The sequence below is a fragment of the Herbaspirillum sp. GW822-FHT03A08 genome (assembly GCF_058801885.1).
The window spans coordinates 210,483-236,126 of record NZ_JBXANR010000008.1; the positions used below are offsets into that span (position 1 = coordinate 210,483).

Below are 25,644 nucleotides of genomic sequence, written 5' to 3' on the forward strand. Positions count from 1 at the left end.
CGACAGACAAGGGTAGCGGTGCGGCGATGACTTATTTGTATCACCTGATTGAACAGTACGGTCTGATCATCGTATTCCTGAACGTGCTGACTGAACAGCTCGGCGCACCGATCCCTGCTTATCCGACGCTGGTCATCACCGGCGCACTGGCCTACCGCGGCCAGTATCCCGTTGTACTGCTGTTGCTGGTGGCGGTGGTGGCCGCACTGATTGCCGACTATGTCTGGTATCTCGCCGGGCGGCGCTACGGCCGCCGCATCATGTCGACGCTGTGCCGCATTTCTCTCTCTCCCGATTCCTGCGTGCGCCAGACCGAATCCATCTATGCGCGCTGGGGTGCGCGCTCGCTGCTGGTGGCGAAATTCATCCCCGGTTTTGCCTCGATTGCCAGTGCGCTGGCCGGCACAGTCGGTACCTCGCGCGGCAAATTCATTTTGTACGACGGCATCGGTGCGGCCTTGTGGGCCGGCGTAGCGATTTTCCTCGGCGGCTTGTTCAATACCGCGATTGACGATGTGCTCAACGTGCTGGCTGAGCTTGGTCAATACGGCATGATTCTGGTGGCGGTCGGGTTTGCCGTGTTCGTCGCCAGCAAGTGGTGGCAGCGCCGCCGTTTTCGCAGATCGCTGGATATGGCACGCATCTCCGTGGGTGAACTGGATGGTTTGCTCAAGAGCGGCGTGCGGCCGACCATCGTCGACGTGCGTTCGCCGGCATCGCAACAAGCCGGACGCATTCCGGGCGCGGTGACGATTTCCAATCAGGAGATCCAGACCTTTGCCTTCGATGCGCCGATGGAGGATGAAGTTATCGTCTATTGCGCCTGTCCCAATGAAGCCTCGGCCGCGCTGGTTGCCAAAGCGCTCATGCGGCGCGGCTACAAGCGTGTGCGGCCGTTGACCGGCGGTATCGACGCCTGGGTCGCTGCCGGTTATTCCGTTGAAGCCTGATCGGCTTTTTCATCTCTCTTTCGATTCATTCCCATGTTCAGAATCAGTCTCGACGCCTTGTTGATCCTCGATGCTATCGATCGGCGCGGTTCGTTTTCCGCCGCCGGTCTTGAGTTGCATCGCGTGCCGTCGACGATTTCCTACACCGTATCGAAGCTGGAGCAAGACCTCGGCGTGCAGGTATTCGAGCGGCAAGGTCCTAAGGTCGTGCTCACGCGCGCCGGCGAAGAATTACTGAAAGAGGGGCGCTATCTGCTCAAGGCCGCGGAGGATCTGGAACATCGCGTGCGCCGCGTGGCCTCGGGCTGGGAAACAGAATTCACGATCGGCCTCGATTCGCTGTATTCGGCGGCATCGCTGGAGCCTGACATCGTCGCCTTCTACCAGGTCGCCGACCGCACGCGCCTGCGCATCGCACGCGAATCGCTGGCCGGCACTTGGGAAGCCTTGCTCGATCGCCGCGTCGATCTGCTTATCGCCGCGCCGGGTGAAGGTCCGGCTGGCGGCGGTTATGTCGCCGAGCAAATCGGTACGGTGAAATTCGTCTTCGTGGTCGCGCCGCATCATCCGCTGGCAAAAATGAACAAGGTGCTGAGCAAGGCCGACCTGCATCCGTATCGTGCCATCAGCGTGGCGGACTCGGCACGCAAGATGCCGCCGCGCACCGTCGGGCTGCTGTTCGGGCAGGATACCTTGACGGTGCCGGACATGCGCAGCAAGTACGCCTTGCAACTGGCCGGCGTAGGTTTTGGATTCTTGCCGGAACCGTGCGTGCAGAAGTCGATTGCCTCCGGCGCGCTGATCGTGAAGGAAGTGGAAGAGCCGCGCGCGGAAGAAACTTTCTCGCTGGCGTGGCGCGTGGGTGAAGAGGGCGCGGCGTTGAGCTGGTGGCTCAAGCGCATGCGCGAAACCGACATCCTCAGGCGCATGCTGTCGCAGATTGCCGACGGCGGTTTGTAGCCGCTCCTGAACAGACGTAAAAAAGCGCGACAGCTTGTGGCTGCCGCGCTTTTTTTATGGGCGCCTGTCGGCTCGACCAGGCGGCAAATCGATCAGGCAGCAACCAGCGTGACTATGGTTTCACGGGTCTGTGCGATGGCTTTTTCAACAGCCGCTTCGCCCATGCCCAGGCCTTCGCTGTGCACGAAGGTGATGTCGGTCATGCCGATGAAGCCCAGCACGCCGCGCAGATAGGTTTCATGGAAGTCCATGACCTTGGCAGGACCTTCGCTGTACACGCCGCCGCGCGAAGTGAAGACATAAACCTTCTTGCCCTGGATCAGGCCGACCGGGCCGGTTTCGGTGTACTTGAATGTCACGCCGGCGCGCGCCACGTGATCGATCCAGGTCTTCAGCGTCGACGTGATCGAGAAGTTGTACATCGGTGCGCCGATGACGATGATGTCGGCGGCGTTGACTTCAGCAATCAGTTCTTCAGAAACTTTCACCAGTTCTTGCTGCTCGGCGCTGCGCTTGTCGGCAGGGGTGAAGAACGCGCCCAGCTTTTGCTCATCCAGGTGAGGAATCGGGTTGGCGGCGACATCGCGTTCGACCACGACGCTGCCTGGTTGGGATGCTTGCAGCTTGGCGACGAATTCGCCCGCGACCTGACGCGAGATCGAGCCGGTGCTGCGTGCGCTGCTGTTGATGAAGAGAATGTTTGCCATGATTTTTCCTTGAGTGTGCGTTGTGTTTGGGTGTAGGAAGCCATGCACCGCCGCAGTGGCAGTGCATGACTTGTTTGCGTTGATGGATTAGTAAGGCAGGTCGAACAGCAGGAATTCAGCCGCTTCCGCCTTCTCGAACGTAATCAGGCTTTCTGCGCTGATCTTGATCGCATCGCCGCCGGACAATTGCTTGCCGTTGACGGTCAGCTGACCGCGGATCAGGTGCACATAGCCCAGGCGTTTGGCGGCCAGTGCGTGTTCCAGTTTGGCATCGCCGTTCAGGATCGAGGCAAAGATCGATGCATCCTGATGGATCAGCACCGAGTTGTCGCGGCCATCAGACGAAGCGATCAGGCGCAGCTGGCCTTGCTTTTGCTCCGGAGTGAAATTCTTCTCTTCGTAGCTTGGCGGAATACCTTTCACGTTCGGCTGGATCCAGATCTGCAGGAAGTGCACCGGCTCCGTCTTCGAGTGGTTGAACTCGCTGTGACGCACGCCGTTGCCGGCGCTCATGCGCTGGACGTCGCCATAGTGCAGGACCGAACCTGTGCCCATGCTGTCCTTGTGTTCCAGTGCGCCATCGAGGACATAGGAGATGATTTCCATGTCGCTGTGGCCGTGTGTGCCGAAGCCCATGCCTGGTGTCACGCGGTCTTCATTGATGACTTGCAGCGGACCGAAGCCGACATGTTCCGGATCGTAGTAATGGCCGAATGAAAATGTATGGTGCGAATTCAACCAACCGTGATCGGCGACACCGCGTTCGTTGCTTTTGCGAATTTGAAGCATGATTTTCTCCGTCGGTTAGTGCTGGCAAGGGCGTTTTCCACCTTGGAAAACTGCCTTCTTGTTTGCATGATTAAGTGGACAGAACGGAGTATGCGCGGGGCGAAATGAAAAGAAAAACGGAAAGATTTGCGGGCTATCATCGAATAATTCGATGATATTTATAAGTGATTGATAATAAACGATTAATTTTTATATCTAGGCCGTATTTTGGTGCTGATTACATGAAATTTGTATGTGATTGATCATTATTTTCGATGAGAATCGAAAATCCATCGGCCTGATGCCGGATGCCGGATGCCGGATGAGGCCGCATGATTTCAGACGAAGGCAGTGCGTATCGGCGTGCCTTCACGCAGGGTTTTGGTGACGGGGGTCTTTTCGCAAATTTCACCGAGGCGCGTGATCTGTTCCGGCGTCAGTGCATTGCCGAAGGTGACGGTGCGTTCAATGTTTTCCAGGCCGCAGTCGTCGCGCGAAAAACGCGCGTCGATATGGATGGTGCCGACATCCCAGCCCTTGCGGTCGGCATACATGCGCAAGGTCAGCGAGGTGCAGGCGGCCAGCGCAGCCAGCAGCAGCTCGTAAGGCGCCGGGCCGGTATCCGTGCCGCCATTGTTGGCCGGTTCATCCGCTTGCAACTGGTGGGTGCGGGCGCGGATGCGTTGTGCGTAGCCGGTGTCGTTGTGCAGGTGGATGGTCGCCATGGTGTTCTCCTTCAATGCAGGATGGGGATGGATGATTGTTGCACATTCCATTTTCAAGTTTTCACCGGACGTAAAAAAAGCCTGCACGCAGGCAGGCTTTTTTCAAGAGCGAAAAACGGATTTGCTTATGCGAAATTCTTCGCTGCGAAATCCCAGTTCACGATGCCCCAGAATGCTTCTGCATACTTCGCGCGTGCATTGCGATAGTCGATGTAGTAAGCGTGTTCCCAGACGTCGATGGTCAGCAGCGCCTTGCTGTCGGTGGTCAGCGGTGTGCCGGCGCCGGTGGTGTTGACGATGTCCAGCGTGCCGTCGGCTTTCTTGACCAGCCATGTCCAGCCGGAACCGAAGTTGGCCAGGCCTTGCTTGGTGAATTCAGCCTTGAACGCGTCGAAAGTACCCCACTTGGCGTTGATGGCGTCAGCCAGTGCACCGCTTGGAGCGCCGGCGCCCTTTGGGGTCAGGCCGTTCCAGTAGAAAGTGTGGTTCCAGATTTGTGCTGCGTTGTTGAACACGCCGCCGGAGGACTTCTTGATGATGTCTTCGAGGGACAGGTTTTCGAATTCAGTACCAGGGATCAGGTTGTTCAAATTGGTCACATAGGTCTGGTGGTGCTTGCCGTAGTGATATTCGAGCGTTTCCTTGGAGATGGTAGGTGCCAGTGCGTCGAGTTCGTAAGGCAATGCCGGTAGGGTATGCGCCATGGTGAATCCTTTCGGGTTTGTTGATTAAAACAAGGTTTTTATTCTGAGTCTGTGATTCTAAAGCGGATAGCGATTCTTTGCACTCTCCGCAGCCTACGCAAACAGGTATCGACTGTCGGTATTTAATGTAGGAAATGTCCCCATGCGGCCCGCATCGTCCTTGTAAAACGTGATGATTCTCAATCAGGCCTCAATCAAGCGTCGGCTGGACGCTGGCGATACCCACCTCGGCGCTGCCTTCGGCCAGGCGCAGCGTCACATTGCTGCGTGGTTGCAGCTCCGAGGGCGCGCGCAAGACCTTGCCTTTGCTGTCGGTGACGATGGCGTAGCCGCGCTCCAGCGTGCGTTGGGGATTGAGCAATTCAAGCTGGGCGTTTTGCGCTGCCAGCAACTGGCGCCGGTGCTGGTTGAGCCGGGCGACGGCGTTGCCGATGCGGCGCTGGCGGTCGCTCAGTACGAGGCGCGCGGCGCGCGTGTCGGGCAGACGGTTTTGCAGGCGCATCTGCAGATGTTGCAACTGGTAGCGTGCTTTGGTGACCGGCGTGCGGGTGGCGTGTTCCAGTCTGGCTTGCAGCGCGTTGAGTTTGACGCGCTCATGCGTGATGTAGGCGGTCGGGCTGACTAGGCGGCGCGACATCCAGTCAACGGTCTGGCTGCGTTCGGTCAACTGGCGCTTGAAGGCACGTGTCAGGTCAAGTGCATGGCTGTGCAATTCGGCCAGCCATTCAGTGCGGGGCGTGGCGCACAATTCAGCGGCGGCGGTCGGCGTCGGCGCGCGCAGATCGGCGGCGAAATCGGCAATTGTGAAATCGGTCTCGTGGCCCACGCCGGAAATCACCGGTACCGGGCAAGCCACGATGGCGCGGGCGACGGCTTCATCGTTGAAGGCCCACAAGTCTTCCATGCTGCCGCCGCCGCGACCGACCAGCAGCACGTCGCATTCGGCGCGCTGTGACGCAGTCTGGATGGCGCGCGCAATTCTGGCGCCGGCGCCTTCACCTTGCACCGGCGTCGGATACAGGATCACGCGCACATGCGGGGCGCGGCGGCGCAGTGCGGTCAGGATATCGTGCAGCGCCGCTGCCTGCGGGCTGGTGACGATGCCTATGCAGCGCGGGAAAACCGGCAGGGGCCGCTTGCGGCCGGGATCGAAAAGGCCTTCGTGTTCCAGCTTTTCTTTCAGACGCAGGAAGGCTTCGTAGAGATTGCCGACTCCGGCGCGGCGGATCGCTTCGACGTTGAGCTGATAGTCGCCGCGCGGCGCGTAGAGCGTGACCAGCGTGCGCACTTCGACCTTGTCGCCTTCGCGCGGCGAAAAACCGGCATGCTGTGCGCGGCCCTTGAACATCACGGCGCGTACCTGGGCGGCGTCATCTTTGAGCGTGAAATACCAATGGCCCGATGCAGCGCGGGTAAAATTGGATATTTCGCCCGATACCCAGACCAGCGGAAATGTCCGTTCCAGCACGCGCGCTACCGCTTGATTGAGCGCCGAGACGGCGAGCACCGGCGGACCGGAAGGCGCGGCGGATGGCGAAGGGCTGGAGAAATCGTCGAAAGTCATGGTGCTGGCGTGGGATCGGGTAGTCTTGCGGTCGTGTTGTCCATGCTGTGCATCGTTTCTGCTCAGTTTTAAAAAACGCTTTGAAATCAAGGGGCTTAAGGCATTGCCACGCGCTTGTTCACAAAGTTATGCACAGAAAATGTGGGTAAAGTGCACAGGCTTGCAAAGCGCGATTCTAAAGCTGTTTGAGCGCGGCGTCCGGCAAAATGCATCTTGACCTTGCCGGGCAGGGGGGCAACGCGTTACATTCTGCACCGGAAAATTAATCCGTATATATTCAGTTCGTAGTCAGCCGTATCTAATCTGTATCCAGTCCGTTCAGTTCACAAAGGAGTCTCTCTTGTTCGAAATCATCCAAGCCGCAGGTTGGCCGATCTGGCCGTTGTTGATCGCCTCCGTCATCGGCCTTGCGCTGGTCATCGAAAGACTCTTGTACCTGCGCCGCTCGCGCATCCTTCCTGAAGACCTGCTGCCGGAAGTGGTGCGTGTCTATGAGTCTGGCCGCGTCAACGAAGATGTGATCGACAAGCTGGAGCAGAATTCGCCGCTGGGCCAGGTGCTCGCCGCCGGTTTGCGCAACGTCGATGCGCCGCGCGAAGTCATGAAGGAAGCCATCGAAGAAGCCGGCCAGGCTGCCGCGCACCGTCTGGAACGTTATCTGACCACGCTGGGCACGATTGCCTCGCTGGCGCCGCTGATGGGGCTGTTCGGCACGGTCATCGGCATGATCGAAATCTTTGCCTCGCAAAACGCCGCCGGCACTAACCCTGCGCAACTGGCGCACGGTATTTCGATTGCGCTGTACAACACCGGTTTCGGCCTGGCGATTGCGATGCCGGCGCTGGTGTTTTACCGCCACTTCCGCGCGTTAGTTGACGGCTTTGTGGTCGACATGGAACAGCAAGCGGTCAAGTTCGTCGACGTTGTGCACGGCGCGCGTCAGTAAAGAGGAATCGCCATGAATTTTCGCAAAGGCCGCGGACGGGAAGATCTGGAAATCAACCTGATCCCTTTCATCGACGTCTTGCTGGTGATCGTGATCTTCCTGATGGTGACTACGACCTACAGCAAGTTCACCGCCTTGCAGATCACGCTGCCGACTGCCGACGCCGAGAAGGCGCTGGAGCAGCCGTTTGAGCTGAACGTCGCCGTCGACGCGCAGGGGCATTACGCCATCAACAACGTGCAGATTGCTGCGCGCGACGTCAGCGGCATCGCCAGGGAATTGCAAAGCGCGGTCAAGGCGAATGAAGCCAATGTTGCTGCCGGCACTGCCAGGGCTGATCCCGTAGTGATCATCAACGCCGACGCGCTGGCAGCGCATCAGACCGTGATCAACGTGCTGGAAGCGGCGCGCACGGCCGGTTTTTCGCGGGTGACGTTTGCTGCGCAAAGCAGCAGCGGCAAGTAATAAGTAATTGCGCCACTGCCCCCGTTTCTCTGACCAGGCCCACTTTTGTCCGATCACGCTTCCCTTGAATCCGCATTGACGCGCGCCTGGATGCGGCGCGGCTGGCTGGCCTGCCTGCTGTGGCCGCTGTCGCTGCTGTTCGGGCTGATTGCACTGGTGCGGCGCGCCTTGTATCGGCTTGGCTTCAAACAGGCGACGCGTTTGCCGGTGCCGGTGATTGTGGCCGGCAACATCTTTGTCGGCGGCACCGGCAAGACACCGCTGACGATCTGGCTGGTGCAAGCCTTGCGTCAGGCCGGTTACACGCCGGGCGTGATTTCGCGCGGCTATGGCTCCAAGCTGGGGGAGGTGCGTGAAGTGACTTCCGCATCGCAGGCGCAGGATGTCGGTGATGAACCCTTATTGATCGCTGAACGTGCCGCTTGCCCGGTGATGGTCGGACGCGCGCGCGTCGCCGTTGCTGAGGCCTTGCTGGCGGCGCATCCCGAGGTGGATGTGATCGTGTCGGACGATGGCCTGCAGCATTACGCCATGGCGCGCGACGTCGAGATCGTTTTGTCGGATGCGCGCGGCAACGGCAACGGCTGGCTGTTGCCGGCAGGGCCGCTGCGCGAACCTGTTTCGCGCCGCCGCGACTTCACGGTGTGCAATGTCGGCAGCGACGGCGATGTGACCGCTGCTCCCGCCGGTTCTGTCGCCATGCAGCTGGTGACCGGTCAGGTGGAGTTGTTGCAGGACCGTTCCTGCAAACAGCCGCTGGAAGCATTGAGTCAGGCCGAAGGCATCGCCGCCGTCGCCGGCATCGGCAATCCGTCGCGTTTTTTTGCCACGCTGCGCCAGGCCGGTCTGAACTTTGAAGCGATTGCATTGCCAGATCACTATGATTTCGCGCAGAACCCTTTTGCCGGCCTGTCAGCCGCGTTGATCCTGATCACCGAGAAGGATGCAGTAAAATGCAGGGCAATTGAGGCCATCAAAAACGACCCGCGTATCTGGGTCGTGCCCGTGACGGCGCGCATAGACGGCGCGCTGGCTGAACATATAGTGGAGAAACTCCGTGAACGCCCGACTGCTTGATATTCTCGTTTGCCCCGTTTGCAAGGGACCGCTCGAGTTCGACAAAAAAGCCCAGGAACTGATTTGCAACGGCGACAAGCTGGCTTATCCGATCCGCGACGGCATTCCTATCATGTGGGCCGACGAAGCGCGCGATCTCGGCGCCGCACCCGCGATAGCGGCTGCTCCGGTTGCGCCGGCTGCCGAATAAACACCTGTCTGCCCTTAGTCCCGTTTCTGTTTTGCTGACCGTCTGATTGCACCTGCCATGTCCTTTACCGTCATCATTCCCGCGCGCCTTGCTTCCACCCGTTTGCCGAACAAGCCCCTGGCTGATCTCGGCGGCAAGCCGATGATCGTGCGCGTGGCGGAGCGGGCGGCCTTGTCGGGTGCGGCGCGTATCGTGGTGGCAACCGATCACCGTGATATCTACGCCGCTTGCGAGCAACACGGCATTGACGTCGCCATGACGCGCGCCGATCATCCTTCCGGCACTGATCGCATCGCTGAAGTGGCGGCTGCGCTGGATCTGGCCGACGACGCCGTGGTGGTGAATGTGCAGGGCGACGAACCCCTGATCGATCCGGGCCTGATCGCGGCTACCGCTGGTCATATCAAATCGGATGTGCCGATGGCGACCGCAGCGCACAGCATCGAACTGCTGCCGGAGATGTTCAATCCCAACGTCGTCAAGGTGGTGCTGAACAAGGAAGGCCGCGCCATGTATTTCTCGCGCGCGGCGATTCCCTGGCATCGCGACGGTTTTGCGCAGTCGAAGGAAAGCCTGTCCGAGCTGCACAGCCATGAGTTCGCGCCGCTGCGCCATATCGGCATGTACGCCTACACCAACAAATTCCTGCAGATCTATCCGACGCTGACTGCGTCGCCGCTGGAGCGCATCGAAGCGCTTGAGCAATTACGCGTGCTCTGGCACGGCTATTCGATTGCAGTGCACGTGACATCGCTGCTGCCGGAAGCCGGCGTCGATACGCCGGAAGATCTGGAACGCGTGCGCAAGCATTTCGAAGCGCCGCCGGACAGCCCGCTGGTCACGGCAATTTCCGCCTTGTAATTTTTTATCGCTGATGCGCCCGTTTCGATACGATTCGTATCGTTTCTGCGTATTCATCGGCTGCGGCTTTGTAAGTCTGCTGTCATTCTCACCAGTGATAATTCAGTGAAACAGGCTGCCTAAAAAATAGGCGTTTGTCATGATCTGGTAAGATTTTGTGGTAAGTTTCGTACAGAGCAGAGATACACGGCGTCAACAGAGACAATCGCCTTCGATGGCAGCAATTGGATAAGTTGGTACGTTCAGTGGCCATCGCAACAGAATTCAAAACTTCAATTTAGGAAAAAATATGCGCCTCATCCTTCTAGGAGCGCCTGGTGCCGGTAAAGGTACGCAAGCCACTTTTATCAAGGAAAAATACAACATTCCGCAGATTTCGACCGGAGACATGCTGCGCGCCGCCGTCGCTGCCGGAACGGAGCTGGGCATCGCAGCCAAGAAGGTCATGGACGCAGGTGGTCTGGTGTCCGACGACATCATCATCGGTCTGGTCAAGGATCGCCTGAAGCAGGCTGATTGCGCCAACGGTTACCTGTTTGACGGTTTTCCGCGCACGGTCCCGCAAGCCGACGCCATGAAGGATGCCGGCGTCACCATCGACTACGTGCTGGAAATCGACGTTCCCGACAGCGCCATTGTTGAGCGCATGAGCGGCCGTCGCGTGCACCAGCCTTCGGGCCGCACTTACCACGTCAAGTTTAATCCGCCGAAGGTCGAAGGCAAGGACGACGTTACCGGCGAAGCGCTGATCCAGCGTGATGACGACAAGGAAGAAACCGTCAAGAAGCGTCTGTCGGTGTATCACGAACAGACCGAAGTGCTGGTCGGCTATTACGGCAAATGGGCAGAGTCGGGTCAACCCGGCGCGCCGCAATATCGCAAGATCGCCGGCGTCGGACCGGTAGAGCAAATCAGAGAGAGTGCATTTAAGGCACTGTCGGCATAAAATGAAGCGGACCATGTGTCCGCTTTTTTTACGCCCCTAATCGGGACGCAGCGGTAACATCAGCAGGGAGCAGGCAGAAGCAGCAAAGGGGTATAGCCCGGCATCACATAAAAGATCCATAAGAAAAAGGGCGACGTAAAGTTTTGCAGTGCGCAGTGTCTGCATCAGCCGAAGAAGAGCGGCGATGCAGAAGGTCGTGATTGTTTACTTTGTCGTGATAACAAGGAGGAGACATGATGGCAGGAGCCTTATGGTTTGCCGTAGCATGCGGCGTCGTCGCAGTGATCTACGGTCTCATTTCCCGCAGTTGGATTCTCAAGCAAGACCCCGGCAACCAGCGCATGCAGGACATTGCAGCCGCCATTCAGCAAGGCGCCGCAGCTTATCTGGCGCGTCAATACCGCACTATCGCGCTGGTCGGCGTGGTGCTCTTCATCGTCATCGCATTGATTCCCGGCCTCGGCTGGATTACGGCGCTCGGTTTTCTGATCGGCGCGGTATTGTCGGGCGCGTGCGGTTTCATCGGCATGAACGTCTCGGTGCGCGCTAATGTGCGCACCGCGCAGGCGGCGACCAAAGGCATGAACGAGGCGCTCAACGTGGCGTTTCGCGGCGGCGCGATCACCGGCATGCTGGTGGTCGGGCTGGGCTTGCTGGGCGTGGTGCTGTTTTTCTGGTGGCTGTTCCTGCGTGGCGTCGGCAATGCGCCGTCGCTGCATGATGCCATCCAGCCCCTGATCGGTCTGGCGTTCGGCGCTTCGCTGATTTCCATTTTTGCGCGTCTGGGCGGCGGCATTTTCACCAAGGGCGCGGACGTCGGTGCCGATCTGGTGGGCAAGGTCGAAGCGGGGATTCCCGAAGACGATCCGCGCAATCCGGCGGTGATCGCCGATAACGTCGGGGACAATGTCGGTGACTGTGCCGGCATGGCGGCGGACTTGTTCGAAACTTATGTGGTTACGCTGATTGCGACCATGCTGCTCGGCAGCCTGCTGCTCAAGGGGGCGGAAGTGCTGGCAGTGTTGTATCCGCTGCTGCTTGGCGGCGTGTCGATTCTGGCGTCGATCATCGGCTGCATGATGGTCAAGGTGGCGCCGGGCAAGAAAATCATGTCGGCGCTGTACACCGGCTTGTGGTGGGCGGCAGGATTGAGTCTGGTCGGTTTCGCGATTGTCACGTGGACCGTGATGCCGCCTGAGCTGCGCATACCGATGATGGGTTCGGCGGTAGTCGGCATTGTGCTGACCGGTCTGATGGTCTACATCACCGAGTACTACACCGGCACCGATTTCAAGCCGGTCCGGCATATCGCCGAAGCCTCCACCACCGGCCACGGCACCAACATCATCGCCGGGCTGGGCGTGTCGATGAAGTCGACGGCGTATCCTGTGCTGGCGGTGTGCGTGGCGATCCTGGCTTCGTACTGGCTGGCGGGTTTGTACGGCATTGCGATTGCTGCGACGTCGATGCTGTCGATGGCCGGGATCATCGTGGCGCTGGATGCCTATGGTCCGATCACCGACAACGCCGGCGGCATCGCCGAAATGTCAGGCATGCCGGAATCGGTGCGCGCCATTACCGATCCGCTGGATGCCGTCGGCAACACCACGAAGGCGGTGACCAAGGGTTACGCCATCGGCTCGGCAGGGCTGGCAGCGCTGGTGCTGTTCGCTGATTACACCCATGCGCTGGACTCGGTAGGCAAGAGTACATCCTTTGATCTGTCCAATCCGATGGTAATCGTCGGCCTGTTCATCGGCGGCCTGATTCCCTATCTGTTCGGCGCGATGGCGATGGAAGCGGTGGGGCGTGCAGCCGGCGCCGTGGTGATCGAGGTGAGACGCCAGTTCAGCGAGATCAAAGGCATCATGGACGGCAGCGGCAAGCCCGAGTACGACAAGGCCGTCGACATGCTGACCTCGTCGGCGATCAAGGAAATGATCATCCCGTCCTTGCTGCCGGTGATCGTGCCGATCATCGTCGGTCTGCTGCTCGGGCCGGCGGCGCTGGGAGGTCTGCTGATGGGCACCATCGTCACCGGTCTGTTCGTCGCTATCTCAATGACTACCGGCGGCGGTGCCTGGGACAACGCCAAGAAGTACATCGAAGACGGTCATCACGGCGGCAAGGGTTCCGACGCACACAAGGCGGCAGTCACCGGCGATACCGTGGGCGATCCCTACAAGGACACGGCCGGTCCCGCGGTCAACCCGCTGATCAAGATCATCAACATCGTGGCTTTGCTGCTGGTGCCCTTGTTGCCGGCACCGGCGTTGACGGCTGCATCGGCGGTTGTTCCCGCCGCTGTCACTGAGACAACCGCTGTTGTTGTGAGCGTCCCCGTGGGAAAATAGCCTTTCCCATCCCACAAGGATGATCACAAAAACGACCGGCATGGGTACTCCATGCCGGTCTTTATATTGGAGAGCAGAGACATGCAGATTGCTGGACAAGTGTTTGTAGTAACAGGCGCAGCATCGGGACTGGGCGCGGCAACCGCGCGCATGCTGGCGGAAAACGGCGGCAAGGTGGTGCTGGCCGATTTGCAGGAGGAAGCCGGTGAAAAGCTGGCGACTGAGCTGCAAGGCAAATTTGTGCGCTGCGACGTGACCACGGAAGAAGACGGTCTGAAAGCGATCGAAGCGGCCAAACAGCTGGGCAGTCTGCGCGGTCTGATCAATTGCGCCGGCATCGCGCCTGGCGCCAAGCTGATCGGCAAGGACGGCCCGCATACCATGGCCTTGTTCCAGAAGACGCTGAATATCAATCTGGTCGGTACCTTCAATATGGCGCGCCTGGCGGCGGACGCCATGAGCAAGCAAGATCCGCTGGAGCAGGGTGAACGCGGCGTGATCATCAATACCGCTTCGGTAGCGGCGTTCGACGGCCAGATCGGGCAGACGGCGTATTCCGCGTCCAAGGCGGCGATTGTCGGCATGACGCTGCCGATGGCGCGTGACCTGGCGCGCAGCGGCATCCGCGTGATGACCATTGCGCCGGGCATTTTCGAGACGCCGATGATGATGTCCATGCCGCAAGAAGTCCTGGATTCGCTCGGCGGCGCGGTGCCTTTTCCGCCACGCTTGGGCAAGGCAACGGAATATGCTCACCTCGCCAGGACCATCATTGAGAACCTCATGCTCAACGGCGAAACCATCCGTCTCGACGGCGCCATTCGCATGCCGCCAAAATAGAAAAATTACGTAATTTCTCTTTGCGTATTTTTGGCAACATCTCGCATTTTTGCCGTCTAAATTCCGCCTAAAGCGCGTGCGCCCTGCTAAGCTGTTGGCATGGAGTCAACAGATAAAAAAACGGGATTAATCCTGACTGGCGGAGGGGCACGCGCGGCTTATCAAGTCGGCGTGTTGAATGCCTTGTCCATGATTTTGATGGAAGCCGGCTGGCCGGCCCATCAGAATCCATTCCAGATTATTTGCGGTACCTCAGCCGGCGCCATCAATGCAACGGCGCTGGCGTGCCGCGCTGATGATTTCGGCGAGGGTGTGCGCGAGCTGATGAGCGTCTGGTCGAATTTCCGCGTCGAACAGGTCTACCGCGCTGATTCGCTCGGCGTGATCCGTTCCGGCGCGCGTTGGCTGTCGCTGTTTTCCTTCGGCTGGCTGCTGCGCAAGTGGCGTGCCAATCCGCCCAATTCCCTGTTGGACAACACGCCGCTGGTCACGATGCTGCATCGCCTGCTGGATCTGCCGCGGCTGGACGATGCGCTGGCCAACGGCACTTTGCATGCGCTGGCGGTGACGGCCTCGTCTTACACCGGCGGCCAGCATCTGACCTTTTATCAATCGATGCAGGAAATCGAGCCGTGGCGGCGCACCCAGCGCGGCGCCATCCGCGACCAGATCGGCGTTGAGCATTTGCTGGCGTCGTCGGCGATTCCCTTCATCTTTCCGGCAATTCCGATTTTTTACGAAGGTCGCCGCGAATATTTTGGCGACGGTTCGATGCGCCAGATTGCGCCGATTTCGCCGGCGATTCATCTGGGCTCCAGCAAGATCCTGGTGATCGGCGCCGGCCGCATGGGGGAGCGCTCCGAAGCGCCGACCGAGCTGGCGCAATACCCCAGCCTGGCGCAGGTGGCCGGTCATGCCTTGTCGAGCATCTTCCTCGATGGACTGGCTGCGGACATCGAGCGTACCAACCGTGTCAATCAAACCTTGTCCATGCTCACCCCCGAGCAGCGCGCCAAGATGCCCTTGCGTCCCATCGAAGTGCTGGTGATTTCGCCGTCAGAACGCATTGACGAGATCGCCAGCCGTCACGTCAACAGCCTGCCGCGCCCGGTGCGGGTGATGCTGGGCGGTATCGGCGCCACCGAAGTACGCGGTGCGGCGCTGGCATCGTATCTCCTGTTCGAACAGAGTTTTACGCGCGAGCTGATCGCCCTCGGCGAACGCGATACCTATGCCATGCGCGACCAGGTTCTTGCATTTTTTGAACCAGATCGTGCCCTGGCGCTCCAAGCCTGAGCTTCACGCACCTACCTTACAGAACGCAGATACGGGTTGCTTGGTTTGAAGCAAAACGTTACTCTACGCAATGGTATTGCGAAAAATTAATACTTGTGCAACATAAAATAATGCGAGCCTGCTCTTGAAGACAACCTTTCTGAAACAGTGGTGTGTATTCCTCGCAGCACTGTTGTTATCGTTTTCCGTATTCGCCAAAGGCTCGCCCGATAGCAGCGTCGGCAACATCGCCGCAGGCACCTTACCGCCGGAAGCGCAGCAGACTTTGGCTCTGATCAAGCAGGGCGGTCCGTATCCGTATGCCAAGGACGGTGTCGTGTTTGGCAACTACGAAGGGGTTTTGCCCAGGCAGAAGCGCGGGTATTATCACGAATTCACCGTGAAAACGCCGAAAGCGCGTAATCGCGGCGCGCGCCGGATCATCTCCGGCGGTAATCCGCAAACGTCGGGTGAGTACTATTACACCAAGGATCACTATCAGACATTCCAGCGCATCAGGGAATGAACAAGCAGATTCTGGTTGCAGCATCCATTGCAAAATCTGAGGGAGAAATGAGTTTATTTAAAACGGTGCCGCCAAATGTTGTGCAGTCCATCCGCGCCTTTCGCGTCGGCGACTTGCAGGAAGAGGCTGCTCGTCTTGGCCAGCACTTTCTGTACGCCTATTGCGCCGAGGCAATGACGAAGCAGCAGGTTCTGGCGATCATTGCCGGCGCTTTTCATTTCCCCCGCCATTTCGGCAAAAACTTCGATGCGCTCGGTGACTGCCTGACCGATCTGACGCACAAGGCCGGTCCGCAGCCTGGCTTTATTGTTGTTATTGAGCAATTGCCGAATACGCAAAAATTCGACAAGGAAGCCCGCGAAACCTTGCTGGATGTGTTCCGCGATGCGGCGGATTTCTGGGCCGACAAGAAAGTTGCCTTCCGCGTTTTTTACTCATTTCAGTAACATTTACCCGCCCGTAGTTGCGTTTTTGCCGATTTTTCGTCAATTCGACCACGGGCAGCGGTTACAATGCCGACCATGAGAAGCATTGTTATCCTGATTTCCGGACGCGGCAGCAACATGGAAGCCATCGTCCGGGCCGCACAGGCTGAGAATTGGCCTGTTTCCATCGCAGCAGTCATCAGCAACCGGGCCGATTCCGCCGGTCTCGATTTCGCCCGGCAGCATGGTATTGCAACTGCGGTCGTCGCCAACAAGGACTATCCCACACGCGAGCTGTTCGATGCCGCCTTGCGCGCCGTCATTGACGGGTTTGCGCCCGATCTGGTGGTGCTGGCCGGTTTCATGCGTATCCTGACAACGCCTTTCGTCGAGCACTATGCTGGACGGATGCTGAACATCCATCCATCGCTGCTGCCATCCTTTCCCGGGCTGGCAACGCACCGGCAGGCGTTGGCGGTGGGCGTCAAGTTGCACGGCGCTACGGTGCATTTCGTCACGCCCGATCTGGATCACGGACCGATTGTGATACAGGCGGCGGTGCCGGTGCTGAGCACCGACAGCGAAGAAGTGCTGGCTGAACGCGTGCTGCAACAGGAACATCTAATTTACCCGCGCGCTGTGCGCTGGTTCGTCGAAGGCAAGCTGCGCCTGGACAACGGTCGTGTTCATATCGACCCGTCCGCCGAGCAAGTCTGAATATCACTTTGAAGGAAGCAGTATGAGATTGCCACCCGCAATCGTTCCCCACACGGAAGAAGTCTTGCGTGAAATTTTGCGTTTTACCGGCCCGGCCGATGTGACGCTATCGCGCTATTTTCGCGAGAATCCCAAGCTGGGCGGCCGTGAACGCGGCGTGATCGCAGAATCGGTTTATGGCTTGTTGCGCAACAAGTCGGTCTACACCAATTTTGCTGAGTCCGGCGTCGGCCCTATGATGCGCCGTATGGCGCTGCTGGGTCTGACGGACACCGTCAGCATCGAATCGATCGCCGGCCTGTCGGCGGAAGAAGTCGAATGGCTCACACGCACCGCGCAGATCGATCGCAACAAACTGCCGTTGGCGATGCGCGCCAACCTGCCGCCGTGGCTGCTGGACAAACTGATTGCCCGCGACGGCGAAGCTGCCGCGATGGAACTGGCCGACGCCATGAACCAGCCTGCACCGCTGGATTTGCGCGTCAACGCCATCAAGGCCAATCGCGACGACGTCGCAGCTGAACTGGCGGCAGCGCCGATTCTTTGCGAGCCGACGCCCTATTCGCCGCTGGGTTTGCGCATCATCAAAAAGCCTGCTTTGCAAAATCTGCCTCTATTCAAGGATGGCGCGATCGAGGTGCAGGACGAAGGCAGCCAGTTGCTGGCGCAGATCGTCGGCGCCAAGCGCGGCGAGATGGTCGCCGATTTCTGTGCCGGTGCAGGCGGCAAGACACTGGCGCTCGGCGCCAGCATGCGCAACACCGGCCGTCTGTATGCCTTCGACGTATCCGAAAAGCGCCTGGCCAAGCTGAAGCCGCGCCTGGCGCGCAGTGGTTTGTCCAACGTCCATCCGGTCATGATCGCCCACGAGAACGATGCCAAGGTCAAACGCCTGGCTGGGAAGATCGACCGCGTTCTGGTTGATGCGCCGTGCAGCGGTCTGGGCACCTTGCGCCGCAATCCCGACATGAAGTGGCGTCAGACCGTGGAAACCATCGCCGAGATGCACGCCAAGCAGGTCGCGATCCTCACCAGCGCCGCGCGTCTGGTGAAGGCCGGCGGTCGTCTGGTCTACGGCACCTGCAGTTTTCTGAATGAAGAAAACGAAGACGTGGTCGCCGAATTCCTGCAAAACAGTCCCGACTTCACGCTGGTGCCGATGAGCGCCGTGCTGGAAGAGCAAAAGATTGCGCTGGAAATGGGAGACTACCTGAAGCTGCTGCCGAACCTGCATCAGACCGATGGTTTCTTCGCTGCTGTATTGGAACGCAAGAAGTAATGCGGGCAGGGATGCGGCCAACGCGCCAGGCTATTTTGTCGTCGCTGGCGCTGGCACTGTTGCTCGCCTGCGGCACGGCGCGGGCTTTCGATGGCGGGGTGTCGAAACCGATAGCCGCGCAGGGGACCTTGCAGGTTGCCTTCACGCCGGACGACGACATCGAAGGCCTGATCGCCGATACGCTCGACAAGGCGCGCACCCAGGTTCTCGTTCAGGCTTATATTCTGACGAGCAAACCGCTGACTGCAGCGTTGATCGCCGCGCGCAAACGCGGCGTGGACGTGCGTGTGCTGGTCGACGCCGACCAGCTCAACAAGTCCGGTCGCGATCGCATTGCGGAGATGCTGCATGCCGGCGTCAAGGTCCGGCAAGAAACCAAATACAAGAACGCGCATAACAAAGTGATTGTCATCGATGCTGACAATGCTGACGCTACGGTGATCACCGGTAGCTATAATTTCACCTGGACTGCGCAGAACAAGAACGCAGAAAACATCCTGGTCGCACGCAAAAATCCGCCTCTCGCCGCCAAATATGCCGCCAACTGGATGCGCCATTTCCTGGACGCAGAGGCTTACCAATAAGATTGACTACTTAGCGCGCCTGTCGCGCTACAAGGACCATGTCGACTTTGTTATCCGATTTCTACGAATACCTGTTTGGCGACCTCGCTCCGCTGGAGCTGGTGCGCCAGGCGATTGTCATCCTCATGTGCGTGCTGGTCGGGCTGGGTTTATCGCGCTGGTTGCGCCGACTGCTCAAGGTTTCCGGCAGCGAAGACAGCGCAATGCAGATCGGCGTCAAGAGTTTCGTACGCGTGTTGTCGCCGCTGCTGATCCTGGTCTTGCTGGCGTTGGCGCGGCTGGTGCTGATGCGCCTGAAATTGCCGGTGACGCTGTGGCAGGTCATGCTGCCGCTGATGATTTCGCAAGTGGCGATGCGCTTCGTCTTTTATGTGTTGCGCCGGATTTTCATCAAGGACGCCACTGCAGGCGCCTTCCTTCAGTTGTTCGAAAAAGCCTTCGCCGTGCTGGTCTGGATTTGTGTGCTGCTGTATATCACCGGACTGTGGCCCGATCTGGTCGACTATCTCGATACCACGATGCTGCCGCTGGGGCGTCACAAGACTTCGCTGCTGACTATCTTGCAGGCGACCGCGTCCGTGCTGGTGACGCTGATTATCGCCATGTGGACCGGAGCGATGCTGGAAGAGCGGATGATGAAGCTCAACACCATGCATTCGTCGCTGCGTACAGTGGTAGCGCGGCTGGTGCGGGCGATCCTGATTTTGGTGGCGATTCTGGTCAGCCTGTCGCTGGTCGGCATCGATCTGACGGTGTTGTCCGTGTTCGGCGGCGCTCTGGGCGTGGGCCTTGGTCTGGGCTTGCAAAAGATCGCCAGCAGCTATGTATCGGGATTCGTAATCCTGCTGGAGCGTAGTCTGGCGATCGGCGACATGGTCAACGTCGACCGCTATTTTGGCAAAGTCACCCAGATCAATACGCGCTACACTATTCTGGAGGGCTTGGATGGTATCGAGTCGGTATTGCCGAACGAAATGTTCATGTCCAGCCCGGTGCAGAACTATTCGCTGAATCGAAAAATTATACGTTTGGCAACACAAGTTACTATTTTGTATCAGGACGATATCGAAACGGTCTTGTCTATGCTGGAGCAGGCCACAATTGGAGTGGAGCGCGTTTCCGACCAGATCCTGCCGCAGGCTCTGCTGATCAAGATTGGCGAGGACGGTTTGCAGCTGGAAATAGGTTTTTGGATCACCGACCCCGAAAACGGTCGTCTGAATGTGCTCTCAGACGTTAACAGGGCGATCTGGCGGGTATTTAAAACCCAGGGAATCCAGGTGGCGCATCCAAAACGCGACATTCGTGTCATGGATCAGCGCAGTTTTGAACAAAGTGTTGTCGGTTCTGCATCTTTCATGCACAAGGATGCATAATCAGCGTACAATGCCGGAAAATAAAAGAATATGAGTGGTAAATGGTTGCAACTTAAGTTTGCAACTCTTGTTTGCAACGGGGTTCTAACCTTGTCGCCCATATCGGCTGGCGACTCAGCTTGGCAAGTTCAATTGCCGTGAAGTATTTCTTTTGGAGTGGTAATGACAGTAGATTCGATCCTGGACTTTCTTTCGAACGGTTTGCTGCACGCAACCGGTTGGCAGATTTTCTTTTACACCCTGATCATGACTCACATCACGATTGCCGGTGTGACCATTTACCTGCATCGCTGCCAGGCGCACCGTGCGTTGGATCTGCACGCCATTCCAAGCCATTTCTTCCGTCTCTGGTTGTGGATGACCACAGGCATGGTCACCAAGGAGTGGGCTGCGATTCACCGCAAGCACCACGCCAAATGCGAAACCGAAGAAGATCCGCATAGCCCGCAAGTCCGCGGTATCAAGAAGGTGTTGCTGGAAGGCGCTGAACTGTATCGCGCCGAGTCCAAGAACGCCGAAACCATGGAAAAGTATGGCCATGGCACCCCGGACGACTGGATCGAGCACAATATCTATAGCAAATTCGGCTGGCAAGGCGTCGGCCTGATGCTGATCATCAACGTCATGCTGTTCGGCGTTATCGGTCTGACCGTGTGGGCCGTACAGATGCTGTGGATCCCGATCACCGCCGCCGGCATCATTAATGGTATCGGGCACTTCTGGGGCTACCGCAACTACGATTGCAACGATGCTGCGACCAACGTGTTCCCATGGGGCATCATCATCGGCGGCGAAGAACTGCACAACAACCACCACACCTTCGGTACATCGGCCAAGCTGTCGTCCAAGTGGTATGAGTTCGACATCGGCTGGATGTACATCCGTATTCTGGAAATGATGGGTCTGGCCAAGGTCAAGAAGGTTGCTCCGGCGCCGAAGTTCGATCGCCAGAAACTGGTCGCCGACTTCGATACGCTGCAATCCGTGATCGCCAACCGCTACGACGTCATGTCCAAATACGCCAAGTCGCTGAAGCGCGCATGGGCTGATGAGCTGGAACATCTGGCTGAAAAGGCCAAGTTGGAATCGCGTTTCCTGAAGTCCTCCAAGAAGTTGCTGCAACGTGAACCGGCCAAGCTGGAAGACGGTCAGAAGCAGCAATTGTCCGAACTGTTCACTCACAGCAAGGCGCTGCAGACCATGCATGAAATGCGTGTGGAACTGGGCTCGATCTGGGGCCGCTCCAACTCGACACGCGAACAGCTGCTGCATCAGCTGCAGGACTGGTGCGTGCGTGCAGAAGCCTCCGGCATTCATGCGTTGCGCGACTTCGCTCAGCGCCTGCGTAGCTACGCTTAATTTGTCTCTGTCGGCTGTGGGTAAAATCTATTCTTCGGTTTTGCTCGCGGCCGTCGCCGCTTTAGCGGTACTTCCCGGCGCAACGCTGGCGAAAACTTCAAGCCTTACTTTCCCAGGTATCAAACTGTTCAGCCAACAGCGCGTGATTTATCGCTGTGCGGGCGACGTGCGTCTGCCGGTGCGCTATCTGAACACGGATGCGGGCTCGCTGGCCTATTTGCCTGCGGGCGGCAAGAGACTGCTGTTTGTCAGCGTGGTGGCGGCTTCCGGCGTGAAGTATGTAGCCGGCAACTACATCTGGTGGAGCAAGGGCAAGGAAGGCTTTCTGGCGGATAAAACGCTGGGTGAGGACGCAGAACCCCTCCTGAAGGACTGCAAGCAGATTGAAAACTGGTAGGATAAATTGATCGCGCAGATGCCTGGCGGAGCCTGAGTCATCAGCATCAACAGCACGACGAATGCACCAGGCAATAAAAAAGCCCCGCAGATTTGCATCGCGGGGCTTTTTTACTTACAAGAGAAAATCAATTACTTGATCTTGGTCTCTTTGTATTCGACGTGCTTACGTGCCTTGGGATCAAACTTCATGATCGCCAGCTTCTCAGGCGTTGTACGCTTGTTCTTTGTCGTGGTGTAGAAGTGACCTGTACCTGCGGTCGACTCCAACTTGATTTTGTCGCGGCCGGATTTAGCCATGATAGATTTCCTTTACTCTGCTAGTTAGACTTTTTCGCCGCGAGCACGCATGTCGGCCAAAACGGCATCGATGCCGACTTTGTCGATTACGCGCAAACCAGCGTTGGACAAGCGCAGGGAAACCCAGCGGTTTTCCGACTCAACGAAAATGCGACGGTTTTGCAGGTTAGGCAAAAAGCGACGCTTGGTCTTGTTGTTCGCATGGGAAACGTTGTTGCCGACCATCGGCCCCTTCCCGGTGACTTGGCAGACACGTGCCATGTTAGTACTCCTTAAAAATTCCAGAAATTGGAAAAAAAGTGAGTATATACAGAAAACTCTGATTTTTCAATGACTTGCGAAAAACAATTGTGTCTCTGTTTATTTCTTAATTTAACAATTGCGTTTGTGCACCTGAATCCCGTTCCTTACCCAGGCGTTCTCATAGCTGCCCGTGTTCTGCAAAAGAATAAGTCTGTCGCCCTGCCACCACAATATGATCCAGTACCTTGATGTCGACCAGGCTCAACGCCTGTTTGAGGTTGGCTGTCAGGTGCAGGTCGGCCGTGCTCGGCTCCGCCTCTCCGGACGGGTGATTGTGTGCCAGGATCAGGCTGGCGGCATTGTGCGCCAGCGCTGCCTTGACGATTTCGCGTGGGTAAACGCTGGCGTGCGTCAATGTCCCGCGAAACAGTTCCTCTGACTCAATCAGGCGATTCTTGACGTCGAGGAACAGGACAATGAAACCTTCGTAGGTTTTTCCATGGAACAACAGTTGTAAATACTGCTTCACCGCCTGCGGAGAGCTGAGTGTCGTTCCCGCGCGCAAGTCTTCCGACAGTGCGCGCCGGGCCAGTTCCAGCACAGCCTGCAGCTGAGCATACTTGGCCGGGCCAAGGCCGTTAATGCGGGAGAACTCGGTCAGCCTGGCGGCAAACAAGCCCTGCAGCGAGCCAAAATGACCGACCATGTCGCGTCCAAGGTCCACCGCACTCTTGCCGGTCACGCCGACGCGCAGGAACACCGCCAGCAATTCGGCGTCAGAGAGGGTATGGGCGCCTTGTTTGATCAAACGTTCGCGCGGGCGCTGGTCTTCCGGCCAGTCGGTAATCGCCATGGAGTCCTTGGTTCGTGAATGTGAGTGGATGAATTCAGCGGTCTGAAGTCGAGGCTTGTTTTTACGGAGTCGGGCAAGGTGGCTTACAATAGCGGGCTGTCACGCTTACTGAATATTCTTCATGTCCAACGCATCTCTCCCGGTCGTCACCGAAAACGCCTACCTCACACTGCACTATCGTCTGGCATCCATGGCCGGCGAAAATATCGTCAGCACCTTTGAGGAAAAGCCCGCCACGCTGCAATTTGGCCAAGGCCAACTGGCGCCGTTTCTGGAGGCTTGCCTGCTGGGACTGGAAGAGGGCACGCATCAGACGTTTGAGCTGTCGCCCGAGAAGGCTTTTGGACCGCGCAACCCGGAATTGATTCAGCGCATCTCGCGCGCCACGCTGGAAGAAAACTCGTCCATGGACGAAGACTATCGCGTCGGCGACCTGGTCGATTTTGCCGCACCCGGCGGCGGACGCTTTGCCGGCGTGCTGCGCGAGATTGATGAGGAGGGCGCGCTGTTCGATTTCAATCATCCGTTGGCCGGACAAACGCTGAAATTTGAAGTAAAAATCATCGGGATTCTGTAAGGTGCTCGATATGGACAAGCAAGAACCTGAAATTTTATTGGCTCAACCGCGCGGTTTCTGCGCCGGTGTCGATCGCGCGATTGAAATCGTCGAGCGCGCGCTGACGCAATTCGGCGCACCGATCTACGTGCGCCACGAAATCGTCCACAATGCTTATGTCGTCGCCGACCTGCGCAGCAAGGGCGCCATCTTCATCGAGGAGCTGGCCGACGTCCCGGCCGGAAACACCGTCATTTTTTCCGCGCACGGCGTATCCAAGGCCGTTCAGGCGGAAGCGCAGGAGCGCGGCCTGACCGTGTTCGACGCTACCTGCCCGCTGGTCACCAAGGTTCACATGGAAGTGGCCAAGATGCGCCGCGAAGGCCGCGAGATCATCATGATCGGCCACGAAGGCCATCCTGAAGTCGAAGGCACCATGGGTCAGACCGACGCCGGCATGTATCTGGTCGAGACCGTCGACGATGTCGTGAAGCTCAATGTCACCGATCCCGACTTGCTGGCCTACGTCTCGCAGACCACCCTGTCGGTTGACGACACCACCGACATCATCGCTGCACTGAAAGACAAATTCCCCAATATCGCAGAACCGAAAAAAGGCGATATCTGCTACGCCACCACCAATCGTCAGGAAGCCGTCAAATTCATGGCGCCGCAAGTCGACGTCGTGATCGTGGTCGGCAGCCCCAACAGCTCCAATTCCAATCGCCTGCGGGAAGTGGCCGAGAAGAAGGGCGTGCCGGCCTACATGGTCGACAACGCCGATCTGATCAACCCCGACTGGCTGGTAGGCAAGAAGCGCATCGGCGTTACCGCCGGCGCTTCAGCCCCGGAAGTACTGGTGCAGGCTGTCATCGACCGACTCAAGGAAGGCGCGACGCGCAGCGTTCGCATTCTCGACGGGATTGAAGAGAACGTGACCTTCCCCATGCCCAAAGGCCTGGGTGGCGGGCGCTCCATCGTCAGTGGCGCTTAAATTCAGGTTAAGTTCGGCTGAATTCGGGCTAAACCGGCAATCGCGGACACATGCCGTGTAGTTCGCAATTGACGTCTGTGCCCGCAGTCCAGTTCGAAGCAAAAAAGCGCACTTCGTTGCGCTTTTTTTGCGTCCTCCGTCGGGCGGATATCCAGTACTGACGTGCAGTTGCGTCTATTCTCGTATTGTGGGAGCGGCTTAGGTATAATCCCGCTCCAACCGGCGAGTCCCCACAAGGTGCGCTCGCTTTATCCACATTACAGATCTTTCGACCAAGAGGGAGCGCAACCGATCATGAGCATCCGCATGAGCACTTTCAACTATCTGCCCCAGCTTGCCCGCGCGCGCTCCATCTTGACGCGTTTCTTTGGCTTCCCGTCTTCTCTGCATTCATAGCGTTCAGCGCTGAAAGCCCTGGCTGGCAAGGCCATCGACCATTCACGGCGATTCTCCGATCGGGAACAGTTTTTGCTCTACAGCTCGCATGCAATCGTAGATGTTCAGGCATCTTGTATCGACATATCTCATTGACGTTACGAATTTAGGAAACAGGTATTCTTATGGACATATTCATCCAGCAAATCATCAACGGCCTGGTATTGGGGAGCATGTACGCCCTGATTGCCCTGGGTTACACGATGGTGTACGGGGTCTTGAACCTGATCAATTTTGCGCACGGGGACGTGCTGATGATCGGAGCGATG

At 58.1% G+C, this 25,644-nt stretch carries 30 protein-coding genes; 22 read left to right on the forward strand and 8 right to left on the reverse strand.

Features of this window, described 5'->3' with window-relative positions; genetic code table 11:
* The first annotated feature begins 26 nt into the window (after positions 1–26).
* A complete protein-coding gene (locus AC1RN6_RS23100) occupies positions 27–950 on the forward strand; it encodes a rhodanese-like domain-containing protein (protein ID WP_493007810.1) in 924 nt (307 codons plus the stop codon).
* A gap of 33 nt (positions 951–983) precedes the next feature.
* Positions 984–1,910 (forward strand): LysR substrate-binding domain-containing protein, encoded by a 927-nt coding sequence (locus tag AC1RN6_RS23105; RefSeq protein WP_493007811.1) that lies wholly within the window; start codon positions 984–986, stop codon positions 1,908–1,910.
* 92 nt (positions 1,911–2,002) lie between these two features.
* Here AC1RN6_RS23105 and AC1RN6_RS23110 read toward each other — a convergent pair whose 3' ends face one another.
* From AC1RN6_RS23110 to xseA, 5 genes are all read right to left on the reverse strand, one after another.
* Entirely contained in the window at positions 2,003–2,617 is a 615-nt protein-coding gene (locus AC1RN6_RS23110; RefSeq protein WP_493007812.1) for an FMN-dependent NADH-azoreductase, read from the reverse strand.
* A gap of 87 nt (positions 2,618–2,704) precedes the next feature.
* Positions 2,705–3,406 (reverse strand): pirin family protein, encoded by a 702-nt coding sequence (locus tag AC1RN6_RS23115; protein ID WP_493007813.1) that lies wholly within the window; start codon positions 3,404–3,406, stop codon positions 2,705–2,707.
* 317 nt (positions 3,407–3,723) lie between these two features.
* Positions 3,724–4,110 carry an OsmC family protein gene (locus AC1RN6_RS23120; protein WP_493007814.1) on the reverse strand — a complete coding sequence of 129 codons (387 nt, stop codon included), beginning with the start codon at positions 4,108–4,110 and terminating at the stop codon, positions 3,724–3,726.
* 125 nt (positions 4,111–4,235) lie between these two features.
* The gene (gene sodB / locus AC1RN6_RS23125; RefSeq protein WP_007876983.1) at positions 4,236–4,814 is read right to left on the reverse strand and encodes a superoxide dismutase [Fe]; all 579 of its coding nucleotides are present in this window, start codon (positions 4,812–4,814) and stop codon (positions 4,236–4,238) included.
* Between the two features lie 190 nt (positions 4,815–5,004).
* The gene (gene xseA, locus AC1RN6_RS23130; protein WP_493007815.1) at positions 5,005–6,378 is read right to left on the reverse strand and encodes an exodeoxyribonuclease VII large subunit; all 1,374 of its coding nucleotides are present in this window, start codon (positions 6,376–6,378) and stop codon (positions 5,005–5,007) included.
* Between the two features lie 340 nt (positions 6,379–6,718).
* Here xseA and AC1RN6_RS23135 point away from each other — a divergent pair, with 340 nt between their 5' ends.
* The 17 genes from AC1RN6_RS23135 to AC1RN6_RS23215 all read left to right on the forward strand — a co-directional run bounded on the left by AC1RN6_RS23135 (position 6,719) and on the right by AC1RN6_RS23215 (position 21,995).
* Complete coding sequence (locus AC1RN6_RS23135) at positions 6,719–7,324, forward strand: MotA/TolQ/ExbB proton channel family protein (protein ID WP_050478527.1); 606 nt, start codon at positions 6,719–6,721, stop codon at positions 7,322–7,324.
* Positions 7,325–7,336: 12 nt separating this feature from the next.
* Complete coding sequence (locus AC1RN6_RS23140; protein ID WP_493007816.1) at positions 7,337–7,789, forward strand: ExbD/TolR family protein; 453 nt, start codon at positions 7,337–7,339, stop codon at positions 7,787–7,789.
* A gap of 90 nt (positions 7,790–7,879) precedes the next feature.
* A complete protein-coding gene (gene lpxK, locus AC1RN6_RS23145; RefSeq protein WP_493007839.1) occupies positions 7,880–8,866 on the forward strand; it encodes a tetraacyldisaccharide 4'-kinase in 987 nt (328 codons plus the stop codon).
* Positions 8,847–9,056, forward strand: coding sequence for a Trm112 family protein (locus tag AC1RN6_RS23150; protein WP_493007817.1), 210 nt, complete (start codon positions 8,847–8,849; stop codon positions 9,054–9,056). Before lpxK ends, AC1RN6_RS23150 begins: the two co-directional genes overlap by 20 nt.
* 57 nt (positions 9,057–9,113) lie before the next feature.
* On the forward strand, positions 9,114–9,917 hold the full coding sequence (kdsB, locus tag AC1RN6_RS23155; protein ID WP_493007818.1) for a 3-deoxy-manno-octulosonate cytidylyltransferase: 804 nt from the start codon (positions 9,114–9,116) through the stop codon (positions 9,915–9,917).
* Between the two features lie 289 nt (positions 9,918–10,206).
* Positions 10,207–10,863: an adenylate kinase gene (gene adk / locus AC1RN6_RS23160; RefSeq protein WP_493007820.1), complete on the forward strand. Its 657-nt coding sequence runs from the start codon at positions 10,207–10,209 to the stop codon at positions 10,861–10,863.
* A 236-nt stretch (positions 10,864–11,099) separates the two neighbouring features.
* Positions 11,100–13,217, forward strand: a complete 2,118-nt coding sequence (locus tag AC1RN6_RS23165) for a sodium-translocating pyrophosphatase (protein WP_493007840.1) — start codon at positions 11,100–11,102, stop codon at positions 13,215–13,217.
* Positions 13,218–13,298: 81 nt separating this feature from the next.
* On the forward strand, positions 13,299–14,057 hold the full coding sequence (locus tag AC1RN6_RS23170) for a 3-hydroxyacyl-CoA dehydrogenase (RefSeq protein ID WP_493007821.1): 759 nt from the start codon (positions 13,299–13,301) through the stop codon (positions 14,055–14,057).
* Positions 14,058–14,156: 99 nt separating this feature from the next.
* Positions 14,157–15,353: a patatin-like phospholipase family protein gene (locus AC1RN6_RS23175; RefSeq protein ID WP_493007822.1), complete on the forward strand. Its 1,197-nt coding sequence runs from the start codon at positions 14,157–14,159 to the stop codon at positions 15,351–15,353.
* Positions 15,354–15,477: 124 nt separating this feature from the next.
* Positions 15,478–15,858 carry a guanyl-specific ribonuclease gene (locus AC1RN6_RS23180; protein ID WP_493007823.1) on the forward strand — a complete coding sequence of 127 codons (381 nt, stop codon included), beginning with the start codon at positions 15,478–15,480 and terminating at the stop codon, positions 15,856–15,858.
* Positions 15,837–16,304, forward strand: a complete 468-nt coding sequence (locus tag AC1RN6_RS23185; protein WP_369828895.1) for a barstar family protein — start codon at positions 15,837–15,839, stop codon at positions 16,302–16,304. The genes AC1RN6_RS23180 and AC1RN6_RS23185 overlap by 22 nt, the downstream gene beginning before the upstream one ends.
* A gap of 75 nt (positions 16,305–16,379) precedes the next feature.
* Positions 16,380–17,000, forward strand: a complete 621-nt coding sequence (purN, locus tag AC1RN6_RS23190) for a phosphoribosylglycinamide formyltransferase (protein WP_493007825.1) — start codon at positions 16,380–16,382, stop codon at positions 16,998–17,000.
* 22 nt (positions 17,001–17,022) lie between these two features.
* A complete protein-coding gene (locus AC1RN6_RS23195; RefSeq protein WP_493007826.1) occupies positions 17,023–18,279 on the forward strand; it encodes an RsmB/NOP family class I SAM-dependent RNA methyltransferase in 1,257 nt (418 codons plus the stop codon).
* 11 nt (positions 18,280–18,290) lie between these two features.
* Positions 18,291–18,863: a phospholipase D family nuclease gene (locus tag AC1RN6_RS23200; protein ID WP_493007828.1), complete on the forward strand. Its 573-nt coding sequence runs from the start codon at positions 18,291–18,293 to the stop codon at positions 18,861–18,863.
* A 38-nt stretch (positions 18,864–18,901) separates the two neighbouring features.
* On the forward strand, positions 18,902–20,239 hold the full coding sequence (locus AC1RN6_RS23205) for a mechanosensitive ion channel family protein (protein WP_493007829.1): 1,338 nt from the start codon (positions 18,902–18,904) through the stop codon (positions 20,237–20,239).
* A 162-nt stretch (positions 20,240–20,401) separates the two neighbouring features.
* Complete coding sequence (locus AC1RN6_RS23210; protein ID WP_493007830.1) at positions 20,402–21,598, forward strand: DesA family fatty acid desaturase; 1,197 nt, start codon at positions 20,402–20,404, stop codon at positions 21,596–21,598.
* Positions 21,599–21,614: 16 nt separating this feature from the next.
* Positions 21,615–21,995 (forward strand): MliC family protein, encoded by a 381-nt coding sequence (locus AC1RN6_RS23215; RefSeq protein WP_493007831.1) that lies wholly within the window; start codon positions 21,615–21,617, stop codon positions 21,993–21,995.
* Between the two features lie 131 nt (positions 21,996–22,126).
* Here AC1RN6_RS23215 and rpmG read toward each other — a convergent pair whose 3' ends face one another.
* The 3 genes from rpmG to radC form a co-directional block, all read right to left on the reverse strand.
* Complete coding sequence (rpmG, locus tag AC1RN6_RS23220) at positions 22,127–22,294, reverse strand: 50S ribosomal protein L33 (protein ID WP_007877024.1); 168 nt, start codon at positions 22,292–22,294, stop codon at positions 22,127–22,129.
* 24 nt (positions 22,295–22,318) lie between these two features.
* Positions 22,319–22,555, reverse strand: coding sequence for a 50S ribosomal protein L28 (gene rpmB / locus AC1RN6_RS23225; RefSeq protein ID WP_007877026.1), 237 nt, complete (start codon positions 22,553–22,555; stop codon positions 22,319–22,321).
* A 160-nt stretch (positions 22,556–22,715) separates the two neighbouring features.
* Positions 22,716–23,390: a RadC family protein gene (radC, locus tag AC1RN6_RS23230; protein WP_493007832.1), complete on the reverse strand. Its 675-nt coding sequence runs from the start codon at positions 23,388–23,390 to the stop codon at positions 22,716–22,718.
* 121 nt (positions 23,391–23,511) lie between these two features.
* Between radC and AC1RN6_RS23235 the strand changes: the two genes are divergently transcribed.
* The 3 genes from AC1RN6_RS23235 to AC1RN6_RS23245 all read left to right on the forward strand — a co-directional run.
* Positions 23,512–23,967, forward strand: a complete 456-nt coding sequence (locus tag AC1RN6_RS23235; RefSeq protein ID WP_493007833.1) for an FKBP-type peptidyl-prolyl cis-trans isomerase — start codon at positions 23,512–23,514, stop codon at positions 23,965–23,967.
* A gap of 10 nt (positions 23,968–23,977) precedes the next feature.
* Positions 23,978–24,940, forward strand: a complete 963-nt coding sequence (gene ispH, locus AC1RN6_RS23240; protein ID WP_493007834.1) for a 4-hydroxy-3-methylbut-2-enyl diphosphate reductase — start codon at positions 23,978–23,980, stop codon at positions 24,938–24,940.
* A 560-nt stretch (positions 24,941–25,500) separates the two neighbouring features.
* Positions 25,501–25,644, forward strand: a 144-nt coding sequence (locus AC1RN6_RS23245) for an ABC transporter permease subunit (RefSeq protein ID WP_493007357.1), incomplete at its 3' end; no start/stop codon positions are given.

What these genes read in the sequence shown, in the direction of transcription:
- AC1RN6_RS23175 (WP_493007822.1), top strand. Translation starts at nt 14,157, where the DNA reads ATGGAGTCAACAGATAAAAAAACGGGATTAATCCTGACTGGCGGAGGG.
- AC1RN6_RS23210 (WP_493007830.1), top strand. Translation starts at nt 20,402, where the DNA reads ATGACAGTAGATTCGATCCTGGACTTTCTTTCGAACGGTTTGCTGCAC.
- rpmG (WP_007877024.1), bottom strand. Translation starts at nt 22,294, where the DNA reads ATGGCTAAATCCGGCCGCGACAAAATCAAGTTGGAGTCGACCGCAGGT.
- AC1RN6_RS23105 (WP_493007811.1), top strand. Translation starts at nt 984, where the DNA reads ATGTTCAGAATCAGTCTCGACGCCTTGTTGATCCTCGATGCTATCGAT.
- AC1RN6_RS23120 (WP_493007814.1), bottom strand. Translation starts at nt 4,110, where the DNA reads ATGGCGACCATCCACCTGCACAACGACACCGGCTACGCACAACGCATC.
- lpxK (WP_493007839.1), top strand. Translation starts at nt 7,880, where the DNA reads ATGCGGCGCGGCTGGCTGGCCTGCCTGCTGTGGCCGCTGTCGCTGCTG.
- AC1RN6_RS23195 (WP_493007826.1), top strand. Translation starts at nt 17,023, where the DNA reads ATGAGATTGCCACCCGCAATCGTTCCCCACACGGAAGAAGTCTTGCGT.
- ispH (WP_493007834.1), top strand. Translation starts at nt 23,978, where the DNA reads ATGGACAAGCAAGAACCTGAAATTTTATTGGCTCAACCGCGCGGTTTC.
- AC1RN6_RS23140 (WP_493007816.1), top strand. Translation starts at nt 7,337, where the DNA reads ATGAATTTTCGCAAAGGCCGCGGACGGGAAGATCTGGAAATCAACCTG.
- adk (WP_493007820.1), top strand. Translation starts at nt 10,207, where the DNA reads ATGCGCCTCATCCTTCTAGGAGCGCCTGGTGCCGGTAAAGGTACGCAA.
- AC1RN6_RS23115 (WP_493007813.1), bottom strand. Translation starts at nt 3,406, where the DNA reads ATGCTTCAAATTCGCAAAAGCAACGAACGCGGTGTCGCCGATCACGGT.
- AC1RN6_RS23235 (WP_493007833.1), top strand. Translation starts at nt 23,512, where the DNA reads ATGTCCAACGCATCTCTCCCGGTCGTCACCGAAAACGCCTACCTCACA.
- AC1RN6_RS23110 (WP_493007812.1), bottom strand. Translation starts at nt 2,617, where the DNA reads ATGGCAAACATTCTCTTCATCAACAGCAGCGCACGCAGCACCGGCTCG.
- AC1RN6_RS23205 (WP_493007829.1), top strand. Translation starts at nt 18,902, where the DNA reads ATGTCGACTTTGTTATCCGATTTCTACGAATACCTGTTTGGCGACCTC.
- purN (WP_493007825.1), top strand. Translation starts at nt 16,380, where the DNA reads ATGAGAAGCATTGTTATCCTGATTTCCGGACGCGGCAGCAACATGGAA.
- AC1RN6_RS23100 (WP_493007810.1), top strand. Translation starts at nt 27, where the DNA reads ATGACTTATTTGTATCACCTGATTGAACAGTACGGTCTGATCATCGTA.
- radC (WP_493007832.1), bottom strand. Translation starts at nt 23,390, where the DNA reads ATGGCGATTACCGACTGGCCGGAAGACCAGCGCCCGCGCGAACGTTTG.
- rpmB (WP_007877026.1), bottom strand. Translation starts at nt 22,555, where the DNA reads ATGGCACGTGTCTGCCAAGTCACCGGGAAGGGGCCGATGGTCGGCAAC.
- AC1RN6_RS23165 (WP_493007840.1), top strand. Translation starts at nt 11,100, where the DNA reads ATGGCAGGAGCCTTATGGTTTGCCGTAGCATGCGGCGTCGTCGCAGTG.
- AC1RN6_RS23200 (WP_493007828.1), top strand. Translation starts at nt 18,291, where the DNA reads ATGCGGCCAACGCGCCAGGCTATTTTGTCGTCGCTGGCGCTGGCACTG.
- sodB (WP_007876983.1), bottom strand. Translation starts at nt 4,814, where the DNA reads ATGGCGCATACCCTACCGGCATTGCCTTACGAACTCGACGCACTGGCA.
- kdsB (WP_493007818.1), top strand. Translation starts at nt 9,114, where the DNA reads ATGTCCTTTACCGTCATCATTCCCGCGCGCCTTGCTTCCACCCGTTTG.
- AC1RN6_RS23170 (WP_493007821.1), top strand. Translation starts at nt 13,299, where the DNA reads ATGCAGATTGCTGGACAAGTGTTTGTAGTAACAGGCGCAGCATCGGGA.
- xseA (WP_493007815.1), bottom strand. Translation starts at nt 6,378, where the DNA reads ATGACTTTCGACGATTTCTCCAGCCCTTCGCCATCCGCCGCGCCTTCC.